Raw genomic sequence first — 24,912 nt, forward strand, 5'->3', positions numbered from 1 at the left:
TCGGCACCCCAAAACTATCGGGCGTCCCTCGCAAAGTGCTGGGCGACACAGGCGGAGATAAAGGCGAGGGTCAGCATGACAAGGGTGAAGGCGACGACGGCGGCCCAGCCGTCGATTGCCCAGAACCAGCCGCCCGCGGACCCCATCAGGCTGGAGCCGACGTAATAGGCCAGCATATAGAGCGACGAGGCGTGGCCTTTGGTGCCGTGCGCCAGCCTACCGACGAGGCCGCTAGCGATGGAATGGCTCATGAAGAAGCCGGCCGTCAGCACAATAATCCCGAGGATGATCGATGGCAGCGCGGCGGAGAGCGTCAGCACGCTGCCGGCGGCCGTTAGCGCCAGGCCGAAGAGCAGCACGCGAAAATGCCCGATCCGATCTCCGATGAGGCCGCCGATCGAGGCGGCGCCGATGCCGAAGAGATAAACGGTGAAGATCAAGCCGAGTTCGGTCTGATTGAGGCCGTAAGGCGGCGCCACGAGGCGGAAACCGGCGTAATTGTAGGCGGTGACGAAGGAACCCATCGCCAGGAAGGCTATGGCGAAGATGAAGGGCAGCGCCGGATTGGCGAGATGGCCGAGCCAGGCCTTGGCATGGAAACGCGGATCGAAGCCCGGCCGGCGGACGAAATTCCGCGATGGCGGCAGCAGGGCGATGAAGCCGAGCGCCGCGGCAAGGCCGATGGCGCCGATGAGAAACAGCGCCGGCCGCCAGCCGAGATATTCGGCGAAAATGCCGGTCAGCACGCGGCCGGACATGCCGCCGAAGGCCGTGCCGCCGACATAAAGGCCCATGGTGGCGCCGAGACCGCGCGAATCGATCTCCTCCGCGAGATAGGCCATGGCGACGGCGGGCACGCCGCCGAGAACGAGACCCTCAACGGCGCGGATGACGAGCAGCAGGTGCCAGTTCGGCGCAAAAGCCGTGGCCACCGTCAACAAGGCCGCGCCGACCAGTGAAATCGACATCAGGCTGCGGCGACCGACCCCTTCCGAGACGGCGGCGGCGCAGACGATGGCGAGTGCGAGGAAACCCGTGGAGAGCGACAGCGACAGCGAGCTTTCGGCGGGGCTAACGGAAAATTCCTGCGAAAAGATCGGCAGCAGCGGCTGCACGCAATAGAGCAGCGAGAAGGTGGAAAAGCCGGAGAGGAAAAGCGCCAGGCTGGCGCGGCGATAGGCACCGGTGCCGCGTGTCAAATAGCGCTTTTCTCCTGTGAGCACGGTCTTCACGGCGTGCACCGAGGGCGGCATATCTTCATGCTGACGGACTTTCGAAGTCATGGGTTAGAACAGGATGATTTTAGGCCGTTTGGCCTAAAAACTGAATCCTGTTCTACATTAAAGAGTTAGAGCATGATGTCGTCCGAAAACCGCTCACACTTTTCGGCATCATGCTCTATCCGCAATATCCCAATAGGGCGGATGGCCAAAACTCTTCTTCAGGTGATCGGCGATGGCGCGCAGCTTGGCCGAGGGGTTCCGGCCGGCGGGATGAGCCATATAGATGAATTCGGCCTCCGGCCTGTGACCGACATCGATTTCGGCAAGCAGGCCCTCGCGGATGGCCGGGCCGGCAATGAAGGCGGGCAGCAGCGCAATGCCGAGGCCGGCGATGGCGGCGTCGCGGAGCATATCGCCGTTGTTGATGCCGAGCGCCGGTTTTGCGCGGACGAGGATCACCCCCTCCGGCGTCTGGAAGCGCCAGTCGGCGACACCGCGATTGGTGTAGAAGATACCGCGATGATTGTTGAGGTCGGCGAGCGAGGTCGGCATTCCCTGGCGGGCGAGATAATCCGGCGCCGCGCAGAGAAGCCGGCGGCTCGGCGCGAGCTTCCAGGCGACCAGCCGGCTGTCGGCGAGCGGGCCGTTGCGGATGATGGCGTCATAACCGTCCGACGCGGCATCGACACGGCGGTCGTCGATATCGAGCGTCAAGTGGATGTCGGGATGTTGGGCGAGAAAGGGATAGAGCGCCGGACCGAGATGCATGCGGCCGAAGGTGACGGGTGCAGCAATGCGGATCGGGCCGGACAGCGCGCCGCGCCGCTCGGCCATGTCGGCGGCGGCCTCCTCGATCTCGCGCACGATGCGCCCGGCCCGCTCCAGGAAGATCGCACCGTCCTCGGTCAGGGTGAGCTTGCGAGTCGTACGGTGCAGCAGCGTGCCGCCAAGCGCCTTCTCCAGTTCTGCCAGCCTTTCGCTGACGACGGATTTGGAGAGGCGCAGCCGCCGGGCCGCCTCGCTGACCGAGCCGGCCTCGACGACGGCAACGAAAGCGGCAATGCCTTCGACCCTGATCATTGTTCGGTCTTTCCGAATTCGAATTCTCCGATCTGGAGACTAATCCGAACGAAAGGAAAATGCCATCTTCCATTCAACGGAAGGGACGGCAGGGGCCGCCTCACTTCAACACAGGAGATGAAAGCATGAACCGCTTGAACAACAAGGTCGCAATCGTCACCGGCGCAAGCTCCGGCATCGGCCGCGTCACGGCAAAGCTTTTTGCCGCCGAAGGCGCCAAGGTCATCGTCGGCGCCCGACGTCAAGCCGAACTCGACAGCCTGGTGGCGGAGATTAAGGCCGAGGGCGGCGACGCGGTGGCCGTTGCCGGCGACGTCCGGTCGGAAGAATATCACCAGGCGCTTGTCGCGGCCGCCGTGACCCATTACGGCAAGCTCGACATCGCCTTCAACAATGCCGGCATCATCGGCGAAGCGGGTCCGAGCACCGGTGTCTCGGAAGCGGGATTCAGCGACGCACTGGCGGTCAATCTGACCGCCTCCTTTCTCGCTGCCAAACACCAGATCGGCGCGATGACCGACAGTGGCGGCGGTTCGGTGATCTTCACCTCGACCTTCGTCGGCTACAGCTTCGCCTTTCCCGGCGTTGCCGCTTATGCCGCCAGCAAATCCGGCCTGATCGGCCTGACGCAGGCGCTGGCCGCCGAATTCGGACCGCAGGGCGTGCGCGTCAACGCCATCCTGCCGGGCGCCGTCGATACCGATATGTACCGCGATGTGAACGATACGGCGGAGAAACAGGCTGCCATCACCAATATGCACGCGCTGAAACGCGTCGCGACACCTGATGAAGTCGCCCGCTCGGTTCTCTACCTCGCCTCCGACGATGCAAGCTTCGTCACCGGCACGGCTTCGCTGGTCGACGGCGGCATTTCGATCACCCGTAGTTGAGACGGCGGGAGCTGCCGCCATCCACCGGGGGTCCCAGCCAAGGGCTGAAAGACCCCTCCCCAACCCCTCCCCACAAGGGGGAGGGGCTGACGCGCGGCGCCACCCCCACGACAAATATCAACGTTTCTGCGGATGAGACGATGGAAGGGATATGGGCGGCGCGGCATCCAAGCCCCTCCCCCTTGTGGGGACGGGTTGGGGAGGGGTCGTTCACCGACGCACCGGTCGCCCGTCTCGAGCAGATCCGATACCTGCCGTCCGCGCGATTGCATGTTCTCCGCCAAAGGCTTAGGGTCGGGGCAGGTCAGAAAAGGCAACGGGTAGAAGGCCATGGCTCTCAGCGGCAAACGCATCCTCCTCATCATCTCGGGCGGCATTGCCGCCTATAAGAGCCTGGATCTGATCCGCCGGCTGCGCGAGCGCGGTGCCAGCGTGCGCCCGGTCATGACCAAGGGGGCGCAGGAATTCGTCACGCCGCTTGCGGTCGGCGCGCTGGCGGCAGACCATGTCTTTGTCGATCTGTTTTCGCGGCAGGACGAACAGGATGTCGGCCATATCAGGCTGGCGCGCGACTGCGATCTTGTGCTGATTGCCCCCGCCAGCGCCGATCTGATGGCGAAGATGGCGAACGGCCTTGCCGATGACCTCGCCTCGACCGTGCTTCTGGCGACGGACAGGCCTGTGCTGGCCGCACCGGCGATGAACCCCAGAATGTGGGCGCATCCGGCAACACGGCGCAATGCGGCGAGGCTCAGGGAAGACGGCGTGCGCTTCGTCGGGCCGATGGCCGGTGAGATGGCCGAAAGCCGGGAGGCGGGGATCGGTCGGATGGCGGAGCCCCTGGATATCGTCGCGGCCGCCGAAACCATGCTCGACGAGGGAGAAAAGCCGCTGAAGGGACGCAAGGCGATCGTCACGTCAGGGCCGACCCATGAGCCGATCGATCCGGTGCGCTACATCGCCAACCGCTCCTCCGGCCGGCAGGGGCACGCGATCGCCGCAGCGCTGGCGAAGCTCGGGGCCGACGTGACGCTCGTCTCCGGGCCGGTGACGATCGCTGATCCGGTTGGCGTCAACGTCATCCACGTCGAGCGGGCCGAGGAAATGCGCGATGCCGTGCTGGCGGCGCTGCCGGCCGATATCGCCGTGATGGTGGCGGCGGTGGCGGACTGGCGCGTCGCCTCGGCCGCCGACCAGAAACTGAAGAAACATCCGGGTGAATCCATTCCGACGCTGGCGCTGACCGAGAACCCCGACATATTGAAGACCCTGGGACATCACACGATGCGGCCGAGGCTGGTGATCGGCTTTGCCGCCGAGACCCAGGACGTGGAAAGCAATGCCAGGGCGAAGCTCGAGCGGAAGGGCGCCGACCTGATCGTCGCCAATGACGTTTCTCCTGCGACCGGCATCATGGGCGGCAGCCGCAACAGCGTCAAACTCATTCGCCACGACGGCGTCGAGCAATGGCCAGACCTGACGAAGGAACAGGTCGCCGAAAGGCTAGCGGCGCTGATTGCCAAACGCTTCCGCGCATAGCCGCCTCGAAAATCGATCCCGTTTTCCGGAAAGGATTATGCCGAGATCGCCAGGCGCTGTGATTTGGCGGCGCTCGGCTTTTCCGGCCGGAATTCCGCGACATCGATACCGTTTTTGCCGACGATGACGGCGCTGCCATCAGGAATCTCCGCCCAGGCGTCGACATCGTCGTTCAAGGGTTCGGAGACGAGGCAGTAGCCGGCACCGACGGGCGAGGCGTAGAGCGTCGGCGCCTTGCGATCCGTGGCATAGCGGATCGCATAGAGCGACTTGCCGTCGGAGAAGGCGGCGGTGAAGCGCAGCAAGATCGAGCCGATGGTGCGTTCGGCGAGATCTTCGACGAAGCCGACCATATCAGCCATCGCAGCGATCGGCGCCTCGCGCAGGCCGAACTGCAGCGCCAGCAGAAACATCAGCTCGGAATCGGTCGTGCCGCTGCGGGCATTGAACAGCTCGTCGTCAAGCATCGCCTCCATCGGCCGGCGCAAGCGCTCGAAGCCCGATATCTGGCCGTTGTGCATGAACGACCAGGTATCGTGGGTGAAGGGATGGCAATTGTCCCGGCGCGTGCCGCCACCGGTGGCGGCACGGACATGGGCGAGGAAGAGGGGCGAGCGGATCTGCCGCGCCAGGCTCTTCAGATTGCAATCCGACCAGGCCGGCAGGATGTCGCGGTAGCGGCCCGGCTCGGGCCGGTCGCCATACCAGGCGATGCCGAAGCCGTCGCCATTGGTCGCGGTTTTGGCGCGGGTGGCGCAATGGGACTGCTCAATCAGCGAATGGGCCGGCGAAGATACCAGCTCCTCGAGGTAGAGAGGGTCTCCGTGATAGGCTGCCCAGCGACACATGGCTCTTTTGCTCCGGAACCCGCGACATCGGCGGGCATGCTCTAAATTGTCGAACGCCACGGCTAATAACAGCTTAACGCGCGACTGATTTGCAGGCCGATCATGACGGTTTGGTGACCGGGTGGAACTTCAAATTCGGCGAAAGCCTGTGTTCTTTTGTGAACGCGGCTCCGACCCAGAGGGATGCCTCGAGTGCAATTTCTTCTTGCATCCGGCGCGAATCGTCCTACCTTTTCCCTATCGGCAACAGAACGAAAGGAAGGTGATCCAATGTCTAATGAGATTTCGGACCTCGTATCGGGCATGGAAGTGGTGATGAAAACGAGGCAGCCCTCGCTCTAAGACCCGCCTTCCTGGGGCTGCTTTGACAGTCCAGGCCAGTTCGAGGCCAAACTCATGGAAAGGGTCGCCGAGGCGGCCCTTTTTTTTTTATTGCCTGACTCCTCAAGATTGACAGAAGACGACAATTCTTCTACTCATAAAGTCATCTGATGACTTTATGAGTAGAAGATGCAGGCGCTCAGCAAGACCAATCTCGCCGATGAGGCGATCGAGGCAATTCGCAGCGACATTGTCGGCAAGCGTTGGGCGGTCGGCGACAAGCTGCCGAACGAGGCCTCGCTGTCGGCCATGCTCTCCGTCAGCCGCGGCACGGTGCGCGAGGCGGTGCGGGTGCTTGTCTCCCAGGGTTATCTCGAAACCCGGCAGGGGTCGGGCACATACGTGCGTTCGACCAGCGACGCCGGCCGGCCGCTGACCATGGCGCGGCGCGCGAGCCTGCGCGATCAGTTCGAAGCGCGCTTAGCACTCGATGTCGAGGCGGCACGACTGACGGCGATGCGCAAGACGGCGGAGACGATTGCCGAGCTGCGCCGGCTGCTGAACGAACGCGGCAGTTACGCCGGCGGCGATGAAGCCGCCTTCATCGAACGGGACCTCGCCTTCCACGAGGCGGTCATCGCTGCTTCCGGCAATCGGGCGATGATCGAAATCTACGCTTTCTTTTCGGCCTCGATCGCCGACACCATAGCGGCGACGCTCGGCAAGGATATTCCCGAACCCGACATGCAGGCGCATGTCGATATCGTCGATGCGATCGACACCGGCGATCCCGACCAGGCGGATGCCGCGGTGCGCCGCTTCATGGCGCCCGTTCTTGCGGCACTCGACCGGATGATCCTGTCATGAATACACCTTCCAACACTGGCGCCATCACCCTTGATGTGGCCGACGAATTGCTGATCGATGCCGAGGCCGGCAGCCTTCCCGCCCAGCAGGCAACGCCGGTGCGGAATGGTGCAGCCAGTTTGCTGCTCGGCGCGAGCCTCGTGCTGATCGCTTTCAACCTGCGCCCGGTCTTTTCGAGCGCCTCGGCGCTCCTGCCGGAGATCCGCTCCGAACTCGGGCTGAGCGCGCTCGACGCCAGCCTGCTGACGACGCTTCCGGTCGTCTGCCTCGGCGTCTTCTCGCCGCTTGCGCCGCGTCTTGCCCAGCGCATCGGAACCGAACGCACACTGCTCGGCGTTCTCCTGCTGCTTGCGCTCGGCACAGCCTTGCGCGGGCTTTTCTCCGTGCCGCTGCTCTTTATCGGCACGGCGCTTGCCGGCGCCTGCATCGCCGTCGGCAACGTGCTGCTGCCGGGACTGGTGAAACGGGACTTCCCCACGCGCGCCGCGCTGATGACCGGCTTTTATACGATGGCGCTCTGCGCAGGCGCTGCCGGCGCGGCCGGGCTGACGCTGCCGATCGAACATGCGCTCGGCGGCTCTCTCGGCGGCGCGCTCGCCGCCTGGGCACTGCCGGCGCTCGCCGTCGGTCTGATCTGGCTGCCGCAGGTCCTTCGCAGCGGTGGTGGAGCAAGGCGAAACGGCTTTCGCGTCGACGGACTCTGGCGGGACCGGCTGGCCTGGCAGGTTACGCTGTTCATGGGGCTGCAATCGGCGCTTGCCTACTGCGTCTTCGGCTGGCTCGTTCCGATCCTGCGCGAACGCGGGCTCGACGGCGTCACGGCCGGGGCGATCGTGTCGCTCTCGGTGATGGTGCAGGCGGCCTCCTGCCTCGTCGTGCCGCATATCGCCGTGCGCGGCCGGGATCAGCGATTGATCAATGCCGGCCTCTGCGGCGTCGCCGTCATGGCTCTGCTTGGACTGCTCTTTGCGCCGCTTTCGAGCGTCTGGCTGTGGGCGGTGCTGCAAGGCATCGGCCAGGGCGGACTGATCGCGGCCGCCATGACGACGATCGTGCTGCGCTCGCGCGATCCCGATGTTGCCGCCCATCTCTCCGGCATGGCGCAATGCGTCGGCTATCTGCTCGCCGCAATCGGCCCGCTGATCGTCGGCCTCATCCGCGGCTGGACCGGAAGCTTTTCCTGGTGTGCGGTTCTCTTCATCGCGCTCGGGCTCGGGGCCGCGATCAACGGCTGGAGGGCCGGCCGGGCGCTGGAGGTGAATGTGCATGCGGTCGAGAACTTCTAGGCTCACCGGCCCATCACCATCTCTTGATGCCGGTCGCCAGGCGCGGATGCTACGCTATCTCAGCCTGCATCCGCCGGAGGACAAGTCGTGCGCATACGAACCCTGTTTCTGCTCACCGCGTTGATGGCATCGCTGGGGCCTGCCCTTTCGCCGGCGCAGGAACGCGGCGGGCGCCAGGCAAATGTCGAGCGCATCGCGCGCGACGGCGTGCTGAAGCTGCTGCCAGCCGACTCCGTCACGGAGCACGAGCTGACGGTCGACGGCCGGAAGATCGCCTATACCGCGACCGCCGGTACTCTTGATCTCTTCGGCCAGGACGGAGCGCAGACCGGCGCGATCTTCTACACCGCCTATGTCGCCAAGGGTGGCGGGCCGGATCGGCCGCTGACCTTTGTCTTCAACGGCGGGCCGGGCGCCGCCTCCGCCTTTCTGCATCTCGGGCTGGTTGGGCCCAAAGTGCTCGATTTTGGGCCGCAGGCACGCGACGGCGCCCATGCGAAACTCGTCGATAACGAGCATAGCTGGCTCGACTTTACCGATCTCGTGCTGATCGATCCGATCGGCACCGGCTGGAGCCGGACGGCGAAGGCCGACGACGCCTCCAACTATTACAATGTCAACTCGGATGCCCAGAGCATCGCCAAGGCGATTGCGCTCTATGTCGCGCATAACAACCGTTCCAACTCGCCGAAATATCTGCTCGGCGAAAGCTATGGCGGTTTCCGCGCCGCCAAAGTCGCTTCCACCCTGCAGGAAAGCCAAGGCATTGTCGTCGCCGGTGCCGTGATGCTCTCGCCGCTGCTCGAAGGGCAGCTGATGTTCGATGCCGACCAGTTCGCGCTCGGCGCGGCGCTCGAGCTGCCGTCGCTGGCTGCGGCCGAGCTCGACCGGCAAAATGGCTTTACCGAGGAGAAGCAGAGGCAAGCGGAGCGTTTCGCGCTCGGCGATTATTTGACGACGCTCGCCGGCCCGCCGCCGACGGGCGCCGATGCTGCAGCCTTCTATGGCAGGATCGCCGGGCTAACCGGCATCCCGCAGGATATCATCGCCCGCAACCGCGGTTTCCCAGGCAATTCCTTCGTCAAGCACTCGAACGGCGGCAGCGGCGAGCTGATGAGCCCCTACGACGCGTCCTTTGCAGCGCCCGACCCCTATCCGGAGTCGGATTACGACCGCGGCGACGACGCCATCCTTGACGGCTTCGCCCGCGCCTATGGCGGCGCCTTTGCCGACTATGCCCGCAACGAGCTCGGCTTCAAAACCGAAATGACCTATTCGCTACTCGACAGCGATATCAGCCGGCGCTGGGAATGGGGCGGCGGCCGCGGCGGCGGATCACGCTTCCAGGCGAGCGCGACCGACGACATCAGGCAGCTGCTCGCCTCGAACACGGCCTTCCATCTGCTGATCGCGCATGGCTACAGCGATCTGGTGACGCCTTACAGCGTCAGCCGCTATGTCGTCGACCACCTGCCGCCGTCGCTCGCCGATGGCCGCGTTGGGCTGAAGCTCTATCATGGCGGCCATATGTTCTACACGCAAGCCGATCAACGCGCCGCCTTCACGGCGGATGCCAAGGCCTTCTATGCCGCACGCCCGGCCGCACAACCGGCGGATTGAGGAGTTGCCGATGCATATAACGGGAGGATGTCATTGCGGGGCGATCCGCTATCAGGCGGAAATCGATCCGGAGCGGGTCACGATCTGCCACTGCACCGATTGCCAGCGATTGACGGGCTCGGCCTACCGCGTCACCGCGCCGGCTCAACCGCAAAGCTTCACGCTTATTTCGGGCGAACCGCGCAGCTATGCGAAGCATGGCGACAGCGGCGCCCTCAGCCGGCAATTCTTCTGTCCGAATTGCGGATCGCCGCTGTATCGTACGGATGGCGAAGGCGGTGCGATCGGCATCCGTCTCGGCGGCATCGACCAGCGGCGGGACCTGACGCCAAAGAAACAGATATGGTGCCGGTCGGCCTTGTCCTGGTCGGCAAATATCGAGCCACTGCCGCGGTTTGATGGCGAAGACTGAGAGACCTTCCACGCCCCATCTGAAAAGACGTGTCGCGCTGCAATCAGGAGTGCCATTTCCGACCCGCTATCCATGACACCGGCGTATACTCTTGCGGCGCCGCTTGGTGTTCTCCTGTCGCATCCAGACGCAGCGTCGGATGTCTGACTGTTCGCCGGACCGCAGGTCTTCAGTTGGACTTGCCCGATATGCAACGCGATGTATTTGTTGACGAATAGCAGACTTATTGGGCGATATCCCAATATAGATGTGCCTTAGCTCGAATTGGCTAAGTGAAGTTTCGCCCAACTTTTAGTATACATACAAATGGAGGGGAATTCTCGTGCCGCGTTTGGTGGAAGCTTTTAGCCATAAATTCTGTATTTCTGAGTCATAAAGCTTTATCTTGCGTTTATGAGAATGTAAACTTATGCGTGTCTTTATGGCGAGCCTCCATGTATAGGCTTTGGTCTTAATCCAACGCCGGACTTTAGTCTTAATACCCTCCAACTGAGAAGGACCGCGCTCTCCGTCGGCGAGACAATCGCGATTGATGGGGAGCGGCAGGCCCCATGCGCAAGGGGTGGACCTGTCGGATGCATTCGGCGTCCGGGGCGCGGCCTCCCTGCGACTTAACCGAGGGAGAATTTCCATGGCACTCGACATCACAACCCAAGACCTCATCATCGACGAGACCGCCGGTTTGCAGGACGATGACATTAACGCGTCCGCTTCACCGCATAGCACCAACACCACGCTGCAATATATGTTAAGCCTCGATGGCGCGGGCGGTTTATCCCCGCCGGAGGTCGCCTTCCAGTCCAATTTCGTGGTCGCCTCGGCGAGCGCAGGGGAAACCATCACGTCGGTGATTCTCACGCAGAATTCTTCCGGGACCCCGTTTTCCACCACGGTCGGCGTCAACAGCGGCATTCGCACCGTCGATGGCAATTATGTCTGGCTATTCCAGAGCGCAACCAATGCAAACGTCGTGATCGGTGTCATCGGCACCTCTAACCCGCTCACCGAACCCGATGAGACCGGGCCGCTCGCCTTTTCGCTGGGGCTCACAGGCACCGGCGCCACCCATGACCTTTATACCGTCCAATACGTGCCGTTGTTCCATCCCGATGCGACCAATGCCGACGACCGCATCGATCTGACCAATAAGGTGTTTGCGTCGGTCACCGGGACCTCTGTGGTCAACTTCAGCCAGCTGAGCGACGCCCCTTCCGGACATAACAATTGGTATATTCTCGACGCTGACACAGCCAGCCCGCAGAAGATCCTGGTCACGGCGCATGACAATGGCGTGCAGGCGGAGGTCAATGTCAGCACGCAAGGCCTGGGCGTCGCCTCTCAGGACGTGCGCTTCGGCCGTGAGCTTCAGATCGACCTGATCACCGGCGGTACCCAGAGCGCGGGCAAGGACTTTACCAACGCGCCAACCGCGCCTGACTATGGCTCACACCTCGAGAACGTCTCCAGCGCCGGATTCTCGGTCTCGCAGTCGACCCCGACCGGCAGCGTCGCCGACATCGAGATCCATGCCTATAATAATAACGACAATGCGGAAGGCGCCGCATTGCCTGGTGACGACAACGACACCGAGATCAATATTACCGGCGTGACGTTCAAACTGAACGGAGTGGCAACAACGGCTGCGGCACTCGGCATCACGGTCAATCTCAGCGGAACCGGACTGATCCTCGAGAATGTCGGCGACGGCGTGACGATCGATTTCACCACCGCGGGCGGCGTTGGCGGAACCTTCGACCGCTTCACTATCAAGAATATCGACACCGAGAAAGACTTCTTCGACGTCAAGGAGGTGCATTATGGTGGCGAGGTCAACAACGCCCATAACGAAGAAGTCGGCACCTTCATCAACTTCGATGACGACGGACCGACGATCGCCGCAACCGGAAGCCCGCCGAACCTGACGGTCGACGAGACCAACCTGACCACCAATGCCAGCGGCGACTTCGCGACCTCCTTCACCGCGAATGCCGGAGCCGATGGCGACGCCATCACCTATTCGCTCGGCATCAGCCAGGCCGGGAGTGCCAGCGGCCTCACCGACACCGCAACCCACCAGGCCGTGCTGCTCTTCCTCGAAGGCGGCAGCGTCGTCGGCCGCGCCGGGGTCGGCGGTCCTGTTGTCTTCACCGTCAGCGTCAGTGCTGCCGGCGTCGTCACCCTCGACCAGCAACGGGCAATCGTCCACGCCGACGCCAGCAACCCGGATGACAGCGCCACCTTGGCGGCCGCCAACCTCGTCACCCTGACCGCGACCATTACCGACAAGGATGGCGATCACGCCTCGGCCACCCACAATATCGGCCAGAACCTCAACTTCGAGGATGACGCGCCGATAATCGGGATAAAAGGCGGCCCGTCTCCACTGGTGGTCGACGAGACCGACCTGACGACCAATGTCAGCGCCTTCGGGCCCGCCTTCGTCGCCTTCCCCGGGGCCGATGGCGTTGGCAACGGAATCACCTATGCGCTCGGCATCAACCCGAACAACAATGTCAGCGGTCTTACCGATACCGAAACCGGCCAGTCCGTCCTCCTCTTCCTGGAAGGCGGCAGCGTGGTCGGCCGCGCCGGAGCTGGCGGTCCGGTCGTCTTCACCGTCAGCGTCAGCGCTGCCGGTGTCATCACCCTCGACCAGGCAAGGGCGGTCGTCCATGCCGATGCCAACGACCCGGACGACATCACCACCCTGGCGGCCGCCGATGTCACCCTGACCGCAACAATCACCGATGGCGACGGCGATCAGGCAACCTCCACCGGCAATATCGGCCAGAGCCTCTTCTTCAAGGATGACGGGCCGACGATTACAGTGCCGTTTGACGGCAACCCGGCTCTCGTGGGTATTCAGCATGAAACCCTGGCCAACGCGCTCAATGCCTCGGCCGGCGGCGCCTTCGGCTACAATATCGGCGCGGATGTCCACCCCGCTGCATTCTACACCGGCGGCGGTTCCGACTTTGTCGACCAGGATGGCGTTACGGCCGGCGTCCAGATCGGATTGACCGGCACGATTATCGGCGGCGGCAGCGGCAGTCTCCTCAGCTCGAATGTGACGCTGGCGTCGGAGAGCCTCACCTCGGCGACGTTCAACTTCACCTTCACCTACGACAAGGATCCGGCGGCCGGCACCCAGACGGGCACGGCAGGCGGCACCCTCGTCTTCGACAAGGTGGCCGACACCTACACCATCAACCTGACCGACCCGATGGAAGGCTTCAGCTTCGACGTGCTCCATACCAGCGAGCTCCTGTCCAAGCAGCCGACGAGCAATACCGGCCATCCGCAGATCGTCCTGGAAAAGCTGCAGGCGGATGACTCGAATACACCTGCCGATGAAGACTTCTACGTGCAGTTCACCGGCAACCTAGTCACCAAGGCCAACCCGTTCAGCCTGACGAGCAACGGCGAGGGCTCGTCTGGTCTCTCGACCTTCACCCCCGACGGCAAGTTGATGGTGAGCAACAATAATGAGACGTGGGTCTCTGCAACGCAGAGCACCAACGGCGTCGCCGGCGACACGATCCAGAAAGACGAACTGCTCACCTTGCGGTTCTTCAATAGCGATGTCGGCATCGACAATGCCAAAGAGGCCACCACCCCGACAGCGACCGCCGGCGCGATGGCCATCAAGTTCGACGGCATCGGCAACAGCGAAGACCTGATGTTGATCCTCAACTTGATCGACAAGGACGGCGCCGACAACATTGCCGGCAACGGCGACGACAATCACGTGATCACCCGGGCCATGTATGTGTCGAACGAAGACATCTACAAGACCGGCCAGGTCCCGGCTCCCTACAGCAGCGAGTTCACGCTCGACAATAATGACGGCCTCGTGATCGTCGAGCAGAACGACTACAACGCTGCCGGCGAAGACTACGTGCTGCAGGCTGTGCAGATCATGCAGTCGGGCAACGGGATCACCGGCGACGCTACGGCGATCAACCTGATAAGGGGGACCGGCGCCACCGGCGGCAGCAATGTGACCGGCGGTCTGGTGAACTTCGACACCACCGACAACGACGTGCTGAAGATCACCGATATCGGCTTTACCTCGACGGTCAGCCAGACGCCGGACGCCAATCTCGACTTCGCCTTCCAGGTCGTCGACGCGGACGGGGACCAGACGGCGATGCAGCACATCCTCGTCGACGTCGCCTGACTTGTCGCCAACGGGGGCAGCATTCGCTGCCCCCGTCATGCATTGCACAAGGTGTGATCTCGAGTACCAGAGATAGAAAAGATGAAAACCAAACAGCCGCCCCCGGCGCTTCAGGTGGTGATGAAAGAAGCCAGACGGGCCATCCGGCCGCTTATCTGGTTCAGCGGCGCCATCAACGTCCTGATGCTGACCGGGGCGCTTTACATGCTGCAGGTCTATCACCGCGTGCTGTCCAGCCACAGTCTCGAGACCTTGGCGATGTTGTCGCTGATGGCGGCAGCCGCACTTGCGGCAATGGCGGGGCTGGAGGTGGTGCGCGGGCGCCTTCTGGCAACTGTCGGATCGTGGATGAACGCGCGGCTGGCGCCCGTTCTGCTGACGGCATCGGTGGAATATGCCGCCGCAAAACCCGGCCAGGCCAACGCCCGCCCACTGCGCGATCTCGACCAGGTCCGGAATTTCTTCACCAGCCCGAGCATCTTCCCCATTCTCGATGCGCCTTGGGCGCCGCTGTTTTTCGCCGCCATCTTCTTCATGCATCCCTGGCTCGGCTGGCTGGCGCTGTCGGGCGGCGGGGTGCTGTTTGCACTGGCCTTGCTCAACGAATGGCTGACGCGCAAGCCGTTGACCGAGGCCACCAGCGCACAGTCGCGGGCCTACAACCAGGCCGAGGCGGCAATCCGCAACGCCGAGGTCGTCCAGGCGATGGGCATGCTGATGCCGCTGCTGGAAGGCTGGAAGGTGCAGCAGGACGAGGCAAACAGGGGCCAGGTTCTCGCCGCCAACCGCGGCGGCATCATCTCGGCCATTGCGCGTTGCCACCGGCTGGCTCTGCAAATGGGAATATTGGGCCTCGGAGCCTATCTCGTCCTGCGCAACGAGGCTTCCCCGGGCATCATGGTCTCCGCCTCCATCCTGATGGGCCGCGCGCTATCGCCGGTCGAGCAGGCGATCGGCACGTGGAAGGCGACGGTCGGTGCGCGTGCCGCGTACCGGCGTCTCACCGCCGTCGCGGGCGAACACCCCGAGGCCGCGCCGGTTCCGGCAATGCCGCGGCCGACAGGCCGGTTCGAGGCCGACAATATCGTGCTTGCCCGACAGGGCGGCGAACATATTCTCAAAGGGATCAACTTCCGTCTCGAGCCGGGTGAATCCATGGCGTTGATCGGCCAGAGCGGGGCCGGCAAGACGAGCCTGGCACGCATCCTGGCCGGCGCCTGGCGACCTTCCGGCGGGCGGGCTTTGCTCGATGGCATGGATGTCGCCCAATGGGCGGCGGAGGACCGCGGTCATCATGTCGGCTACCTTCCGCAGGACATCGAGCTTTTCGCAGGCAACGTCTGCGAAAATATCTGCCGCTTCGCCACGGTCAGTCCCGTGGTCTTCGACAAGGCGGTCAAGGCAGCGCAGCTGGCCGGCGTCCACGAACTGATCAAAGGGCTGCCGAAGGGTTACTTGACCGAGATCGGTGAATCCGGCGCGGTGCTGTCGGGCGGACAGCGCCAGCGCATCGGCCTGGCACGGGCGCTCTACGGCGATCCGGCGCTCATCATCCTGGACGAGCCCAATTCGAATCTCGACCGGGAGGGCGAGGAGGCCTTGATCGCGGCGCTCGGCACGGTCAAGGCGGCGGGCACGACCGTCATCCTGATCGCGCACCGACCGAACATCATGGAAACCGTCGACAAGATACTGGTCCTCAACCGGGGCCAGCAGGACCTCTTCGGTCCGCGCGACCATGTCTTCAATGAACTCGCCGCACGTGTCCGCAAGGTCGCGCAGATGCCGACGATCGTGGCGAAGCAGCAAGGACCGAAACAGCCATGACGGATATGAAAGTCGTCCCGTTACCGGTTTCGCCGCCCGCTGCGCCAATCCCCCTGCGTCTCACAGGCGTAACGGTCACGGGCTTCGCGATCATATTCCTGTTCTTCGGCATGGCCGGAGGCTGGGCGGCACTTGCGCCGCTGGACAGCGCCGCAGTGGCGCCGGGTGTCATCAAAGTGGTCGGCGACCGCAAGCTTATCCAGCACCTGGAGGGCGGCATCATCGCCGATCTGAACGCCGCCGATGGCGATATTGTCAAGGCGGGCAAGGTGCTCATCCAGCTCGACAGCACGCAGGCGAGGTCGAAGCTCGATCTGGTCCAGAACCGGATCGCAACGCGCGAGGCGCTGGCCGCGCGGCTGCGCGCCGAGCGGGACGACAAGGCCGAGATCGAGTTCGATCCTGCCTTGCTGGCAAACTCGAGCAAGTCAGCAAAGGACGCCGTGGCCGCTCAGCGCGACGTCTTTGCGGCGAAGCACCACAATCTGCAGGACGAGCGGGAAATTCTCAGCCAACGCCGGCGCCAGACCCAGGAAGAGATCACCGGACTGGAGGAGCTGATCGTCACCGAGGACAAGCAGATCGAGGTATTCGAGGGTGAAACCAAGGATCTTGAAAGCCTGCTCAAGCGTGGCCTGGTCACCCGCGAGCGCGGCCTGCTGCTCACCCGGCAACAGCGGGAGGTCGAGGGCGATCGCGCGACCAATGTCGCGGCCATTGCCCGCGCCAAGAGCGCCATGGCCGAGATCGACATGCAGATCCTCAATCTCAGCACGTTGCGGCTGAACGAAGCGGTCGAAGAGCTGAGCAAGGTCGAGGCGGAACTGGTCGATCTCAGGCAGGAGGAGCGGTCCGCCAAGGACGTGCTTGCCCGCACCGATGTCGTCGCACCGGTTGACGGCATCGTCATGGACCTGAAGGTCCACACAACAGGCGGCGTCGTCAAACCCGGCGAGACCTTGATGACGGTCGTGCCGCTCGGACAGCAGCTCGTGGTCGAGGCCATGGTCCGGCCGGAGGATGTCGAGACGATCGCGCCCGGGCAGCGCGCACGCGTCAGCTTCCCGGCCTTTGCCCGCTACAACCTGCCGCCGCTCGAGGGCGTCGTCGGGATCGTCTCGGCCGACAGGATGTTGGAAGAACGCAGCGGGGCACCCTATTTCGCCGCAACCGTGCTGATCGACAAGAGCGAACTCGCCAAGCTGGAGGGCCGCAAGCTCATGCCCGGCATGTCGAGCGAGGCGATGATCCGGACGGGCGCCCGCACCGTGCTGTCCTATCTGGCCGAGCCGATCACCCAGAACTTCCGCCGCGCAATGCGGGAAAAATAGCCGCGAGCTAGATCACGCCGCCTTGGCGGCGTGATATTCCTTGATGGCGACCATCTTGATTGCCGGGTAACGCTCGGCCTCGTAACGCAGCGAGAAGGCGTCCTGGGCGAGGAAGACGGGATCGCCGTCGAGATCGCGGGCGATATCGCCGCGTTTGACGGTGAGGAATTTGTCGAGATCGGCCGGCTGATCGGCCGAAATCCAGCGGCACACGGAGAAACGCGACATTTCGAAGGAGACCGGCAGGCCGTATTCGGCCATCAGCCGTTCCTTCAGGACGTCGAGCTGCAGGGCGCCGACGACGCCGACGATCGCCGGTGAACCGTCTTCCGGCGAAAACAGCTGGACGACGCCTTCCTCGGCCATCTGCTGCAGGGCTTCCTTGAGCTTCTTCGCCTTCATCGCATCTTCGAGGCGCACGCGGCGCAGGATCTCGGGCGAGAAATTCGGCACGCCCTGGAAGACCAGCGATTCACCTTCGGTCAGCGTATCGCCGATGCGCAGCGTCCCGTGATTGGGAATGCCGACGACATCACCGGCATAGGCGGTGTCGGCCAGCTGGCGCTGCGAGGCGAAGAAGAATTGCGGTGCCGTCAGGCCGAGCTGCTTGCCGGTGCGGGCGAGCCTCGCCTTCATGCCACGTTCGAGCTTGCCGGAGCAGATGCGCGCAAAGGCGATGCGGTCGCGGTGGTTGGGATCCATGTTGGCCTGGATCTTGAAGACGAAGGCCGTCATCTTGTCATCGGTCGCATGAACCGTCCTGGTATCGGCGACCTGGTCACGCGGCGGCGGGGCGAATTCGCCGAGCGCGTTAATCAGATCGCGCACGCCGAAATTGCGCAGCGCCGAGCCGAAGAACACCGGCGTCATATGGCCTTCGAGGAAGGAGTCGCGATCGAAGGGGCGGCAGGCCTCGATGGCGAGCTCGGTCTCGTCGATGAAGGCCTGGCGTTCGTTTTCCGGCAGCCGGCCGGCAACGGCCTGCGGGCCGTTAACCGGCGTCGTCTCGACTTCGGTATCGGAACCGCGGGCGGTGCTGTTGGCGAGATGGTAGGAGCCGCAGAAGGTCTTCGAGCGGCCGATCGGCCAGGTGATCGGCGCAGTATCCAGCGCCAGCTTCTCTTCGACCTCGTCGAGGATCTCGAAGGGGTCACGGCTTTCGCGGTCCATCTTGTTGATGAAGGTGATGATCGGGATATCGCGCATGCGGCAGACTTCGAAGAGCTTCAGCGTGCGCGGCTCGATGCCCTTGGCGGCGTCGATGACCATGACCGCGGCGTCGACGGCGGTCAGCGTGCGATAGGTGTCGTCGGCAAAATCCTCGTGACCCGGCGTGTCGAGGATGTTGAAGACATTGTCGTTATATTCGAAGGTCATCACCGAGGTGACGACGGAGATGCCGCGCTCGCGCTCGATCTTCATCCAGTCGGAGCGCGTCTGCATGCGGTCCTTCTTCGCCTTGACTTCGCCGGCAAGCTGGATGGCGCCGCCGAACAGCAGCAGCTTTTCGGTGAGCGTCGTCTTACCCGCGTCCGGGTGGGCGATAATAGCGAATGTGCGGCGGCGGGAGACCGCCTCGGCGAGACTTTCGGCCATGATGTGAATCCTGTGGAATTGCGGCGTATCTAACGATTAAAGCCCGGCTTTGCAATTGACCTCGGCGCTCGCGGCGCAAAGTAATGAGCCATGACCATTCATCCCGACCTCAGCCCGACGCTGAACCTCATCCGCCTGGCCAATGGCGAAGGCCTCGACCTGCCCGCCTATGAAAGTAAGGGAGCGGCCGGCATGGACCTGCGCGCCGCCGTCGATGCGGATGCGCCGCTGAAGCTGCTGCCCGGCAAGCGGGCGCTGGTGCCGACCGGCTTCATTTTCGAGATCCCCGAGGGTTTCGAAGGCCAGGTGCGACCGCGCTCCGGCCTTGCCTTCAAGCACGGCATCACCTGCCTCAACTCACCCGGCACCGTCGACAGCGACTATCGCGGCGAAGTGAAGGTGCTGCTCGCCAATCTCGGCGAAGAAGCCTTCGTCATCGAACGCGGCATGCGCATCGCCCAGATGGTAATTGCGCCGGTCACCCAGGCACGGGTGGCCGAGATCACCGTGGCAAGCGAAACGGCACGCGGCGCCGGCGGCTTCGGCTCCACTGGAGTCTGAACCGTGTCGCTATCTTTAAGATTCGCTTGTCACGCTTCAGATCTTTGTTCGCGCATGTCTTTATCGCAAAACCGCTGCACAGTTTTGCGAGACATGCTCTGATGGCAACGGGCCTCGACCGCGCGGGCCTGGCCTTCCGGCAGGATTATTTCGGCGATCCCGCCGGCTGGGCTGCGCTTGTCCGCCTGCTCCAGGATATTTTCGGCATCGACATCGATCCGCTGCAACAGCTCGGCGGCCCCGATGCATCAAGCATGCCGTTCGGCTGGTTTGATGCCGAGGGCGAGCTTGCAGCCAATCTCTCGGCCTTTGCGCTGCCCTTCGTCCTCAACGGCCGGATCGTTCATGCCGCCGGGCTGCAATCGGGCGCGGTGCGGCCGCCATGGCGCGGCCGTGGGCTCTATCGCGATCTGACGGCCAAGGCGCTCGACTGGTGCGAGCGGCGGGGCTTCGAAGCCGTCATCCTCTACACCGATAAACCGTCGCTCTATGAGCCTTACGGTTTTCGCGCGATGCCGCTGCACCGATATGTGGGAACGGCCCCCGCCCCCGCGATTGATGGCGCCACAGCCGCCCGGCCGCTTTTGCCGGCGAATGCAGAGGATCTCGCCCTGCTGCAAATGCTGCTGAAAGCACGCAGCCCGGTTTCGACGACGCTCTCGGTGACCGCAAATGCGGCGATGTTTCTCATCAACACGCAGCTCGATGCCGATGTCCGCATCAGCTTCCTGGAAGACTGCCAAGCCGTCATCGCCTGGAAGATGGATGGGACAGGCCGCTTCAGCCTTCTCGATGTCGTGGCAGCGGAGATCCCGTCGCTTGCCGCGATCCTCGGCGGGCTCGACATTGCCTCGGCGACCGTCGAGGTGCTCTTCCGGCCGGACAAGCTCGGCTGGACAGGCGCGCCGCAGCCGTTTGAAGGCGGAACGACGCTGATGCTGCGCGGGCTCGGCGACGACGCTCCGCATTTTCCGGCGATGCTCTCGCCGATGGCGGATTTCTAGCCCGTTCGCCGATCTAAGGCGCGTCGCATCAAACTTGATTCATGCAACGCGCTTTAGCTCTTTGTTTCTATGCATGTCGTTGTCCCGGAACCGCAGCGCACTTCCGGGCGGCATGCATTATTTCCCACGTGACAGCGGCGGCAGGCGGCGCTTGACGGGCGAGGCTTTGATCATCGCGGTGTTGGTCTCCGCGCGTTCGGCAACCCTGTCCAGGAGACCGTCAAGTTCCGCCATCGAGCGGATGACCAGGCGGGCGATGAAGCAGTCCTCGCCGGTCACCTTGTCGCATTCGACGATTTCGGGAATTTCCTGGATGAGGCGCTCGACGACATGCAGCTGCCCCGGCAGCGGTCGCACGCGGACGATCGCCTGCAGGGGATAGCCGACGGCGGCAGGATCGAGATCGATGGTGAAGGCCTTGATGACGCCGCGCTCCTCCAGCCGGCGCAGACGCTCGGCGGCGCTCGGCGAGGAAAGCCCCACCTGCTGCGCCAGCTCCTTCAGCGAGATCCGGGCATTGCCGGCCAGCGCTTCGAGAATGGCCTGATCGATTTCATCCAGCGACTGGACATCGTTAGGCATGGTGATGAATTTTCCTTTTATTATTAGGTCGCACCGGCGGACTGTGTTTTTATCATTATATAATTTCGGGTGTTCCCGCAATATTATCACCCCAGCAAAAACGGAGGCGATCATGAGCGGCGACATCAAAAGAGGCACGGCGGAAATGACGGCAGCGATGCTGATCTCGGGGACGATCGGCTGGTTCGTCGTCATGTCGGGCCAGCCGGTCAGCGGCGTGGTTTTCTGGCGCTGCCTGTTCGGCGCGCTCACCCTGCTTGTCATCTGCGGCGCGCTCGGGCTGCTGCGGCCGGGCATCCTCACGCTGCGCACCTTCGCCATCGCCGTCTTCGGCGGCATCGCCATCGTCGTCAACTGGCTGCTGCTCTTCGCCTCCTATTCGCATGCGACGATCTCGATCGCCACCACCGTCTACAACACCCAGCCCTTCATGCTGCTGGTGCTCGGCGCGCTGTTTCTCGGCGAGAAGATCACCGCCGCCAAGCTGTTCTGGCTGACGCTCGCCTTTGTCGGCATGATGGCGATCGTCCAGGCAAAACCGGGCGGAAGCGGCGATACATTCGAGAGCTACAGCCTCGGAATCCTGATGGCGCTGGGCGCGGCTTTCTTCTACGCGCTGGCAGCGCTTGCCGCGAAGTGGCTGAAGGGCACGCCGCCGCATCTGATCGCACTGATTCAGGTCGCAACCGGCATGCTGATGCTGGCGCCGATGACGGATTTTTCGCAGTCCCCTCAGGATGCCGAAAGCTGGGCGATCCTCGTTTCCATCGGCGTCGTCCATACCGGGCTGATGTATGTGCTGCTCTACGGCGCCATCCAGCGGCTGCCGACCCATCTGACCGGGGCCTTGTCCTTCCTCTATCCGATCGCCGCAATCCTCGTCGACCGGCTGGCCTTCGGCCACGCGCTACAGCCGATGCAGATCGCAGGCGCCGCCATCATACTTTTGGCTGCCGCCGGCATGAACCTCGGCTGGACACCACGCTGGCTGCGGCCGCGGGCACTTCAAGGCTGACGACGGGCGGGCTGGCACGCGGCGGCAGGCATTTCTTCTGGTGATGGACCCATCAGCGCCGGCGGATTGATTGGCACGGCTCGGCGGATATAAAACAGCTGGGAAGAGGGAGCCCATCCATGAGCCTTGCCGCCTTGCTTGCCTATGCCGGAGCGCTGTTCATCGCAGCCGCCATTCCCGGACCCGGGATCACCGCGATCGTCGCGCGTGCGCTCGGCTCGAATTTCCGCGAGACCTTCTTCATGGGCCTCGGCCTGGTGCTCGGCGACATGACCTATCTCACTGCCGTTATTCTCGGCCTTGCCTTCGTGGCGCAGACCTTCACCGAGGTCTTTATCGCCATCAAGATCGCCGGCGCCCTCTATCTCGGCTACATCGCCTGGAAACTCTGGACGGCGGGGCTGCTGCCGCAGGACATCGCGGCGAAGAAATCCAGCAATATCGGCCTATCCTTCCTTTCCGGTCTGCTGGTGACGCTCGGCAATCCGAAGACGATGCTGTTTTATGTCGCGCTGGCGCCGACGCTGATCGATATCGGCAATATCGGTTTGCGCGACTATGCGCTGCTGCTCGCCGTCACCTTCGTCGTGCTGATATCAGTGCTGGTGCCCTATATGCTGCTGGCCTCGCGGGCACGCACGATGCTGAAACAGCCGCGCGCCCTGCAGGCGCTGAACCGGGTTGCGGCCGGCATTCTGGCCGGCACGGCCGCCTTCATCGCCACGCGGGCGGCCTGAAATAAACATCCGCAAGGAAACGGTTTTCAAAGCTTATTTTCTCTCCCGTCCGCGCGCCGGAAGCGAACGCGCTCTGGCCTCCTGCGGCCTTTGACCCTATTCTCCTCCTCGATTTCAGAAACGGAATTTCAAGGGAGAGCACACCATGTCGCACAAGCCCGGCCGCGGCCGCATCTATTCCTCGATTACCGAGACCATCGGCGACACGCCGCTCGTGCGCTTCGACAAGCTGGCGCGGGAAAAAGGCGTCGTGGCCAACCTGATCGGCAAGCTCGAATTCTTCAACCCGATCGCCTCGGTCAAGGACCGCATCGGCGTGGCGATGATCGAAAGCCTCGAAGCGCAGGGCAGGATCACCCCCGGCAAGTCCGTGCTGATCGAACCGACCTCCGGCAATACCGGCATCGCGCTCGCCTTTGCCGCCGCTGCCAAGGGCTATCGGCTGATCCTCACCATGCCCGAAACGATGTCGGTCGAGCGCCGTAAGATGCTGGCGCTGCTCGGCGCCGAGCTGGTGCTGACCGAAGGGGCCAAAGGCATGAAGGGCGCGATCGCCAAAGCCGAGGAACTGGCGGAGTCGCTGCCCGACGCCATCATTCCGCAGCAGTTCGAAAATCCCGCCAATCCTGAAATCCACCGCAAGACGACGGCCGAGGAAATCTGGAACGACACCAACGGCACCGTCGACATCGTCGTCTCCGGCATCGGCACCGGCGGCACGATCACCGGCGTCGGTCAGGTGCTGAAAAGCCATAAGCCCGAAATCCAGATCATCGCCGTCGAGCCCGCCGATTCCCCCATTCTCTCCGGCGGCAATCCCGGTCCGCACAAGATCCAGGGCATCGGCGCCGGCTTCGCGCCGAAGATCCTCGACACCGGCATCTATGACGAGGTCGTCACCGTCACCAATGACGAAGCCTTCGAACAGGCGCGCCTGGTCGCCAGGCTGGAAGGCGTGCCGGTCGGCATCTCCTCGGGTGCGGCGCTGACGGCCGCCATCAAGGTCGGCAGCCGGCCGGAGAATGCGGGCAAGAACATCGTCATCATCATCCCGTCGTTTGCGGAGCGTTATTTGTCGACGGCGCTGTTTGAGGGGTTGGGGAGCTGAGGTAAGGCTTTATCTCCCGGTTTCCCATTCTTAATCCCCGCGGGAATATTGGGGGCGCTGCGGCGCCCCTAGCTCTTGCTGATGTGATCCGCTGGGGTGAACTTAAAATTGGATAAAACTTGGGGGCAAAGTCACGGTCTATACTGTTAAGCGGGGATTTGCGTTCATCCTTATCGGATCGATGAAAGCTAAGTGCACTGGTGTGAGAAGGAAAGAATGCTGAACGCGCAGGCGCGATTATTATGTACAGCGGTTTTGGTTCTATCGGCTATTGGTCTGCGGCAGACTGCGGCAATGGCGCCGTGTCCTAGCCAGAAAGAACTGCTTGCGAAGGCAGAGATCGTCGTGGAGGCGAGGGTCAGATCACTCTCCATCAGCCCTTCTGGTTTGATAACGACCGACAAAGATTTCCCAGGGCAGCTGGTAAGAGCAGAGTTGGAGATCAAGAAGGTCGTCAAAGGAAAGTTCGCTGCAAAGGAGGCGATAGTGTACGGCATCCCATTTCCTCCCGGGCCGTTCACTGAGTTGACTACCATGGCACTAATCTACGGGTACGAGGGCCATGACACATTCGAGTGGGAACTTTCGCAGGCCGACATGGACCATGGTATGGGGTGGTTCAGGATCAATGACTGCATCTATCACAAATTCCCCGAATTAGACGTCGGCCCCCGCTGACGAAGGTGACCCGCCCTGCATTTACGCAGAGCTAGTTGCAGACGTTCGTCCCATCGAATTCGGTCTAGACCGAAATTTGTCGTTGATTGAAAGCATGACTTGTTCCCGATGTCGCGCGAGCAGGGCATTGCTGTCATAGGCTTTATCGCCGAGCGCCGCCGTGCCCACCTGACCAACGAGAAGAGCAGGACGTCAGCGCGCCCGCGG

20 protein-coding genes are annotated in these 24,912 nt (G+C 63.1%); 15 read left to right on the top strand and 5 right to left on the bottom strand.

Features of this window, described 5'->3' with window-relative positions; translation table 11 throughout:
- Positions 1 to 14 precede the first annotated feature (14 nt).
- On the bottom strand, positions 15 to 1,253 hold the full coding sequence (locus tag B5E41_RS01225) for an MFS transporter (protein ID WP_088390406.1): 1,239 nt from the start codon (positions 1,251 to 1,253) through the stop codon (positions 15 to 17).
- A gap of 138 nt (positions 1,254 to 1,391) precedes the next feature.
- Positions 1,392 to 2,303 (bottom strand): LysR family transcriptional regulator, encoded by a 912-nt coding sequence (locus B5E41_RS01230; protein WP_088390408.1) that lies wholly within the window; start codon positions 2,301 to 2,303, stop codon positions 1,392 to 1,394.
- 125 nt (positions 2,304 to 2,428) lie between these two features.
- On the opposite strand from B5E41_RS01230, the gene B5E41_RS01235 reads away from it, so the two are divergent.
- Complete coding sequence (locus B5E41_RS01235) at positions 2,429 to 3,193, top strand: SDR family oxidoreductase (RefSeq protein ID WP_088390410.1); 765 nt, start codon at positions 2,429 to 2,431, stop codon at positions 3,191 to 3,193.
- Between the two features lie 330 nt (positions 3,194 to 3,523).
- A complete protein-coding gene (gene coaBC, locus B5E41_RS01240) occupies positions 3,524 to 4,732 on the top strand; it encodes a bifunctional phosphopantothenoylcysteine decarboxylase/phosphopantothenate--cysteine ligase CoaBC (protein ID WP_064809355.1) in 1,209 nt (402 codons plus the stop codon).
- A gap of 35 nt (positions 4,733 to 4,767) precedes the next feature.
- Here the strand turns inward: coaBC and B5E41_RS01245 are convergent, their stop codons facing one another.
- On the bottom strand, positions 4,768 to 5,580 hold the full coding sequence (locus B5E41_RS01245; RefSeq protein WP_088390412.1) for a class II glutamine amidotransferase: 813 nt from the start codon (positions 5,578 to 5,580) through the stop codon (positions 4,768 to 4,770).
- A 510-nt stretch (positions 5,581 to 6,090) separates the two neighbouring features.
- Between B5E41_RS01245 and B5E41_RS01250 the strand changes: the two genes are divergently transcribed.
- The 7 genes from B5E41_RS01250 (at position 6,091) to B5E41_RS01280 (ending at position 17,424) form a co-directional block, all read left to right on the top strand.
- Complete coding sequence (locus B5E41_RS01250) at positions 6,091 to 6,768, top strand: FadR/GntR family transcriptional regulator (RefSeq protein WP_088390413.1); 678 nt, start codon at positions 6,091 to 6,093, stop codon at positions 6,766 to 6,768.
- Positions 6,765 to 8,054 carry a CynX/NimT family MFS transporter gene (locus B5E41_RS01255; RefSeq protein ID WP_088390415.1) on the top strand — a complete coding sequence of 430 codons (1,290 nt, stop codon included), beginning with the start codon at positions 6,765 to 6,767 and terminating at the stop codon, positions 8,052 to 8,054. The genes B5E41_RS01250 and B5E41_RS01255 overlap by 4 nt, the downstream gene beginning before the upstream one ends.
- Positions 8,055 to 8,141: 87 nt before the next feature.
- The gene (locus B5E41_RS01260; protein ID WP_088390417.1) at positions 8,142 to 9,674 is read left to right on the top strand and encodes a S10 family peptidase; all 1,533 of its coding nucleotides are present in this window, start codon (positions 8,142 to 8,144) and stop codon (positions 9,672 to 9,674) included.
- 10 nt (positions 9,675 to 9,684) lie between these two features.
- Positions 9,685 to 10,086, top strand: a complete 402-nt coding sequence (locus tag B5E41_RS01265) for a GFA family protein (protein ID WP_088390419.1) — start codon at positions 9,685 to 9,687, stop codon at positions 10,084 to 10,086.
- A 631-nt stretch (positions 10,087 to 10,717) separates the two neighbouring features.
- On the top strand, positions 10,718 to 14,266 hold the full coding sequence (locus B5E41_RS01270; RefSeq protein WP_088390421.1) for a DUF5801 repeats-in-toxin domain-containing protein: 3,549 nt from the start codon (positions 10,718 to 10,720) through the stop codon (positions 14,264 to 14,266).
- Between the two features lie 81 nt (positions 14,267 to 14,347).
- Complete coding sequence (locus B5E41_RS01275) at positions 14,348 to 16,093, top strand: type I secretion system permease/ATPase (RefSeq protein ID WP_088390423.1); 1,746 nt, start codon at positions 14,348 to 14,350, stop codon at positions 16,091 to 16,093.
- Complete coding sequence (locus B5E41_RS01280) at positions 16,090 to 17,424, top strand: HlyD family type I secretion periplasmic adaptor subunit (RefSeq protein ID WP_088390425.1); 1,335 nt, start codon at positions 16,090 to 16,092, stop codon at positions 17,422 to 17,424. Before B5E41_RS01275 ends, B5E41_RS01280 begins: the two co-directional genes overlap by 4 nt.
- 12 nt (positions 17,425 to 17,436) lie before the next feature.
- On the opposite strand, the gene B5E41_RS01285 is transcribed toward B5E41_RS01280, so the two are convergent.
- A complete protein-coding gene (locus B5E41_RS01285; protein ID WP_004673960.1) occupies positions 17,437 to 19,020 on the bottom strand; it encodes a peptide chain release factor 3 in 1,584 nt (527 codons plus the stop codon).
- A gap of 90 nt (positions 19,021 to 19,110) precedes the next feature.
- On the opposite strand from B5E41_RS01285, the gene dut reads away from it, so the two are divergent.
- Together dut and B5E41_RS01295 are read left to right on the top strand one after the other, a co-directional pair.
- Complete coding sequence (gene dut, locus B5E41_RS01290; RefSeq protein ID WP_088390427.1) at positions 19,111 to 19,581, top strand: dUTP diphosphatase; 471 nt, start codon at positions 19,111 to 19,113, stop codon at positions 19,579 to 19,581.
- 44 nt (positions 19,582 to 19,625) lie between these two features.
- Positions 19,626 to 20,585, top strand: coding sequence for a GNAT family N-acetyltransferase (locus B5E41_RS01295; RefSeq protein ID WP_245303048.1), 960 nt, complete (start codon positions 19,626 to 19,628; stop codon positions 20,583 to 20,585).
- A gap of 117 nt (positions 20,586 to 20,702) precedes the next feature.
- Here B5E41_RS01295 and B5E41_RS01300 read toward each other — a convergent pair whose 3' ends face one another.
- On the bottom strand, positions 20,703 to 21,167 hold the full coding sequence (locus B5E41_RS01300) for an Lrp/AsnC family transcriptional regulator (RefSeq protein WP_088390431.1): 465 nt from the start codon (positions 21,165 to 21,167) through the stop codon (positions 20,703 to 20,705).
- A gap of 112 nt (positions 21,168 to 21,279) precedes the next feature.
- Here B5E41_RS01300 and B5E41_RS01305 point away from each other — a divergent pair, with 112 nt between their 5' ends.
- The 4 genes from B5E41_RS01305 to B5E41_RS01320 all read left to right on the top strand — a co-directional run bounded on the left by B5E41_RS01305 (position 21,280) and on the right by B5E41_RS01320 (position 24,705).
- Complete coding sequence (locus tag B5E41_RS01305) at positions 21,280 to 22,182, top strand: DMT family transporter (RefSeq protein WP_088390433.1); 903 nt, start codon at positions 21,280 to 21,282, stop codon at positions 22,180 to 22,182.
- 119 nt (positions 22,183 to 22,301) lie between these two features.
- Entirely contained in the window at positions 22,302 to 22,919 is a 618-nt protein-coding gene (locus B5E41_RS01310) for a LysE family translocator (RefSeq protein ID WP_088390435.1), read from the top strand.
- Between the two features lie 145 nt (positions 22,920 to 23,064).
- Positions 23,065 to 24,027 (top strand): cysteine synthase A, encoded by a 963-nt coding sequence (cysK, locus tag B5E41_RS01315; RefSeq protein WP_064809346.1) that lies wholly within the window; start codon positions 23,065 to 23,067, stop codon positions 24,025 to 24,027.
- Positions 24,028 to 24,243: 216 nt separating this feature from the next.
- A complete protein-coding gene (locus B5E41_RS01320) occupies positions 24,244 to 24,705 on the top strand; it encodes a hypothetical protein (protein WP_245303045.1) in 462 nt (153 codons plus the stop codon).
- The last annotated feature ends 207 nt before the right edge of the window (positions 24,706 to 24,912 follow it).

It is taken from the genome of Rhizobium esperanzae (assembly GCF_002204185.1).
GTDB lineage: Bacteria > Pseudomonadota > Alphaproteobacteria > Rhizobiales > Rhizobiaceae > Rhizobium > Rhizobium esperanzae.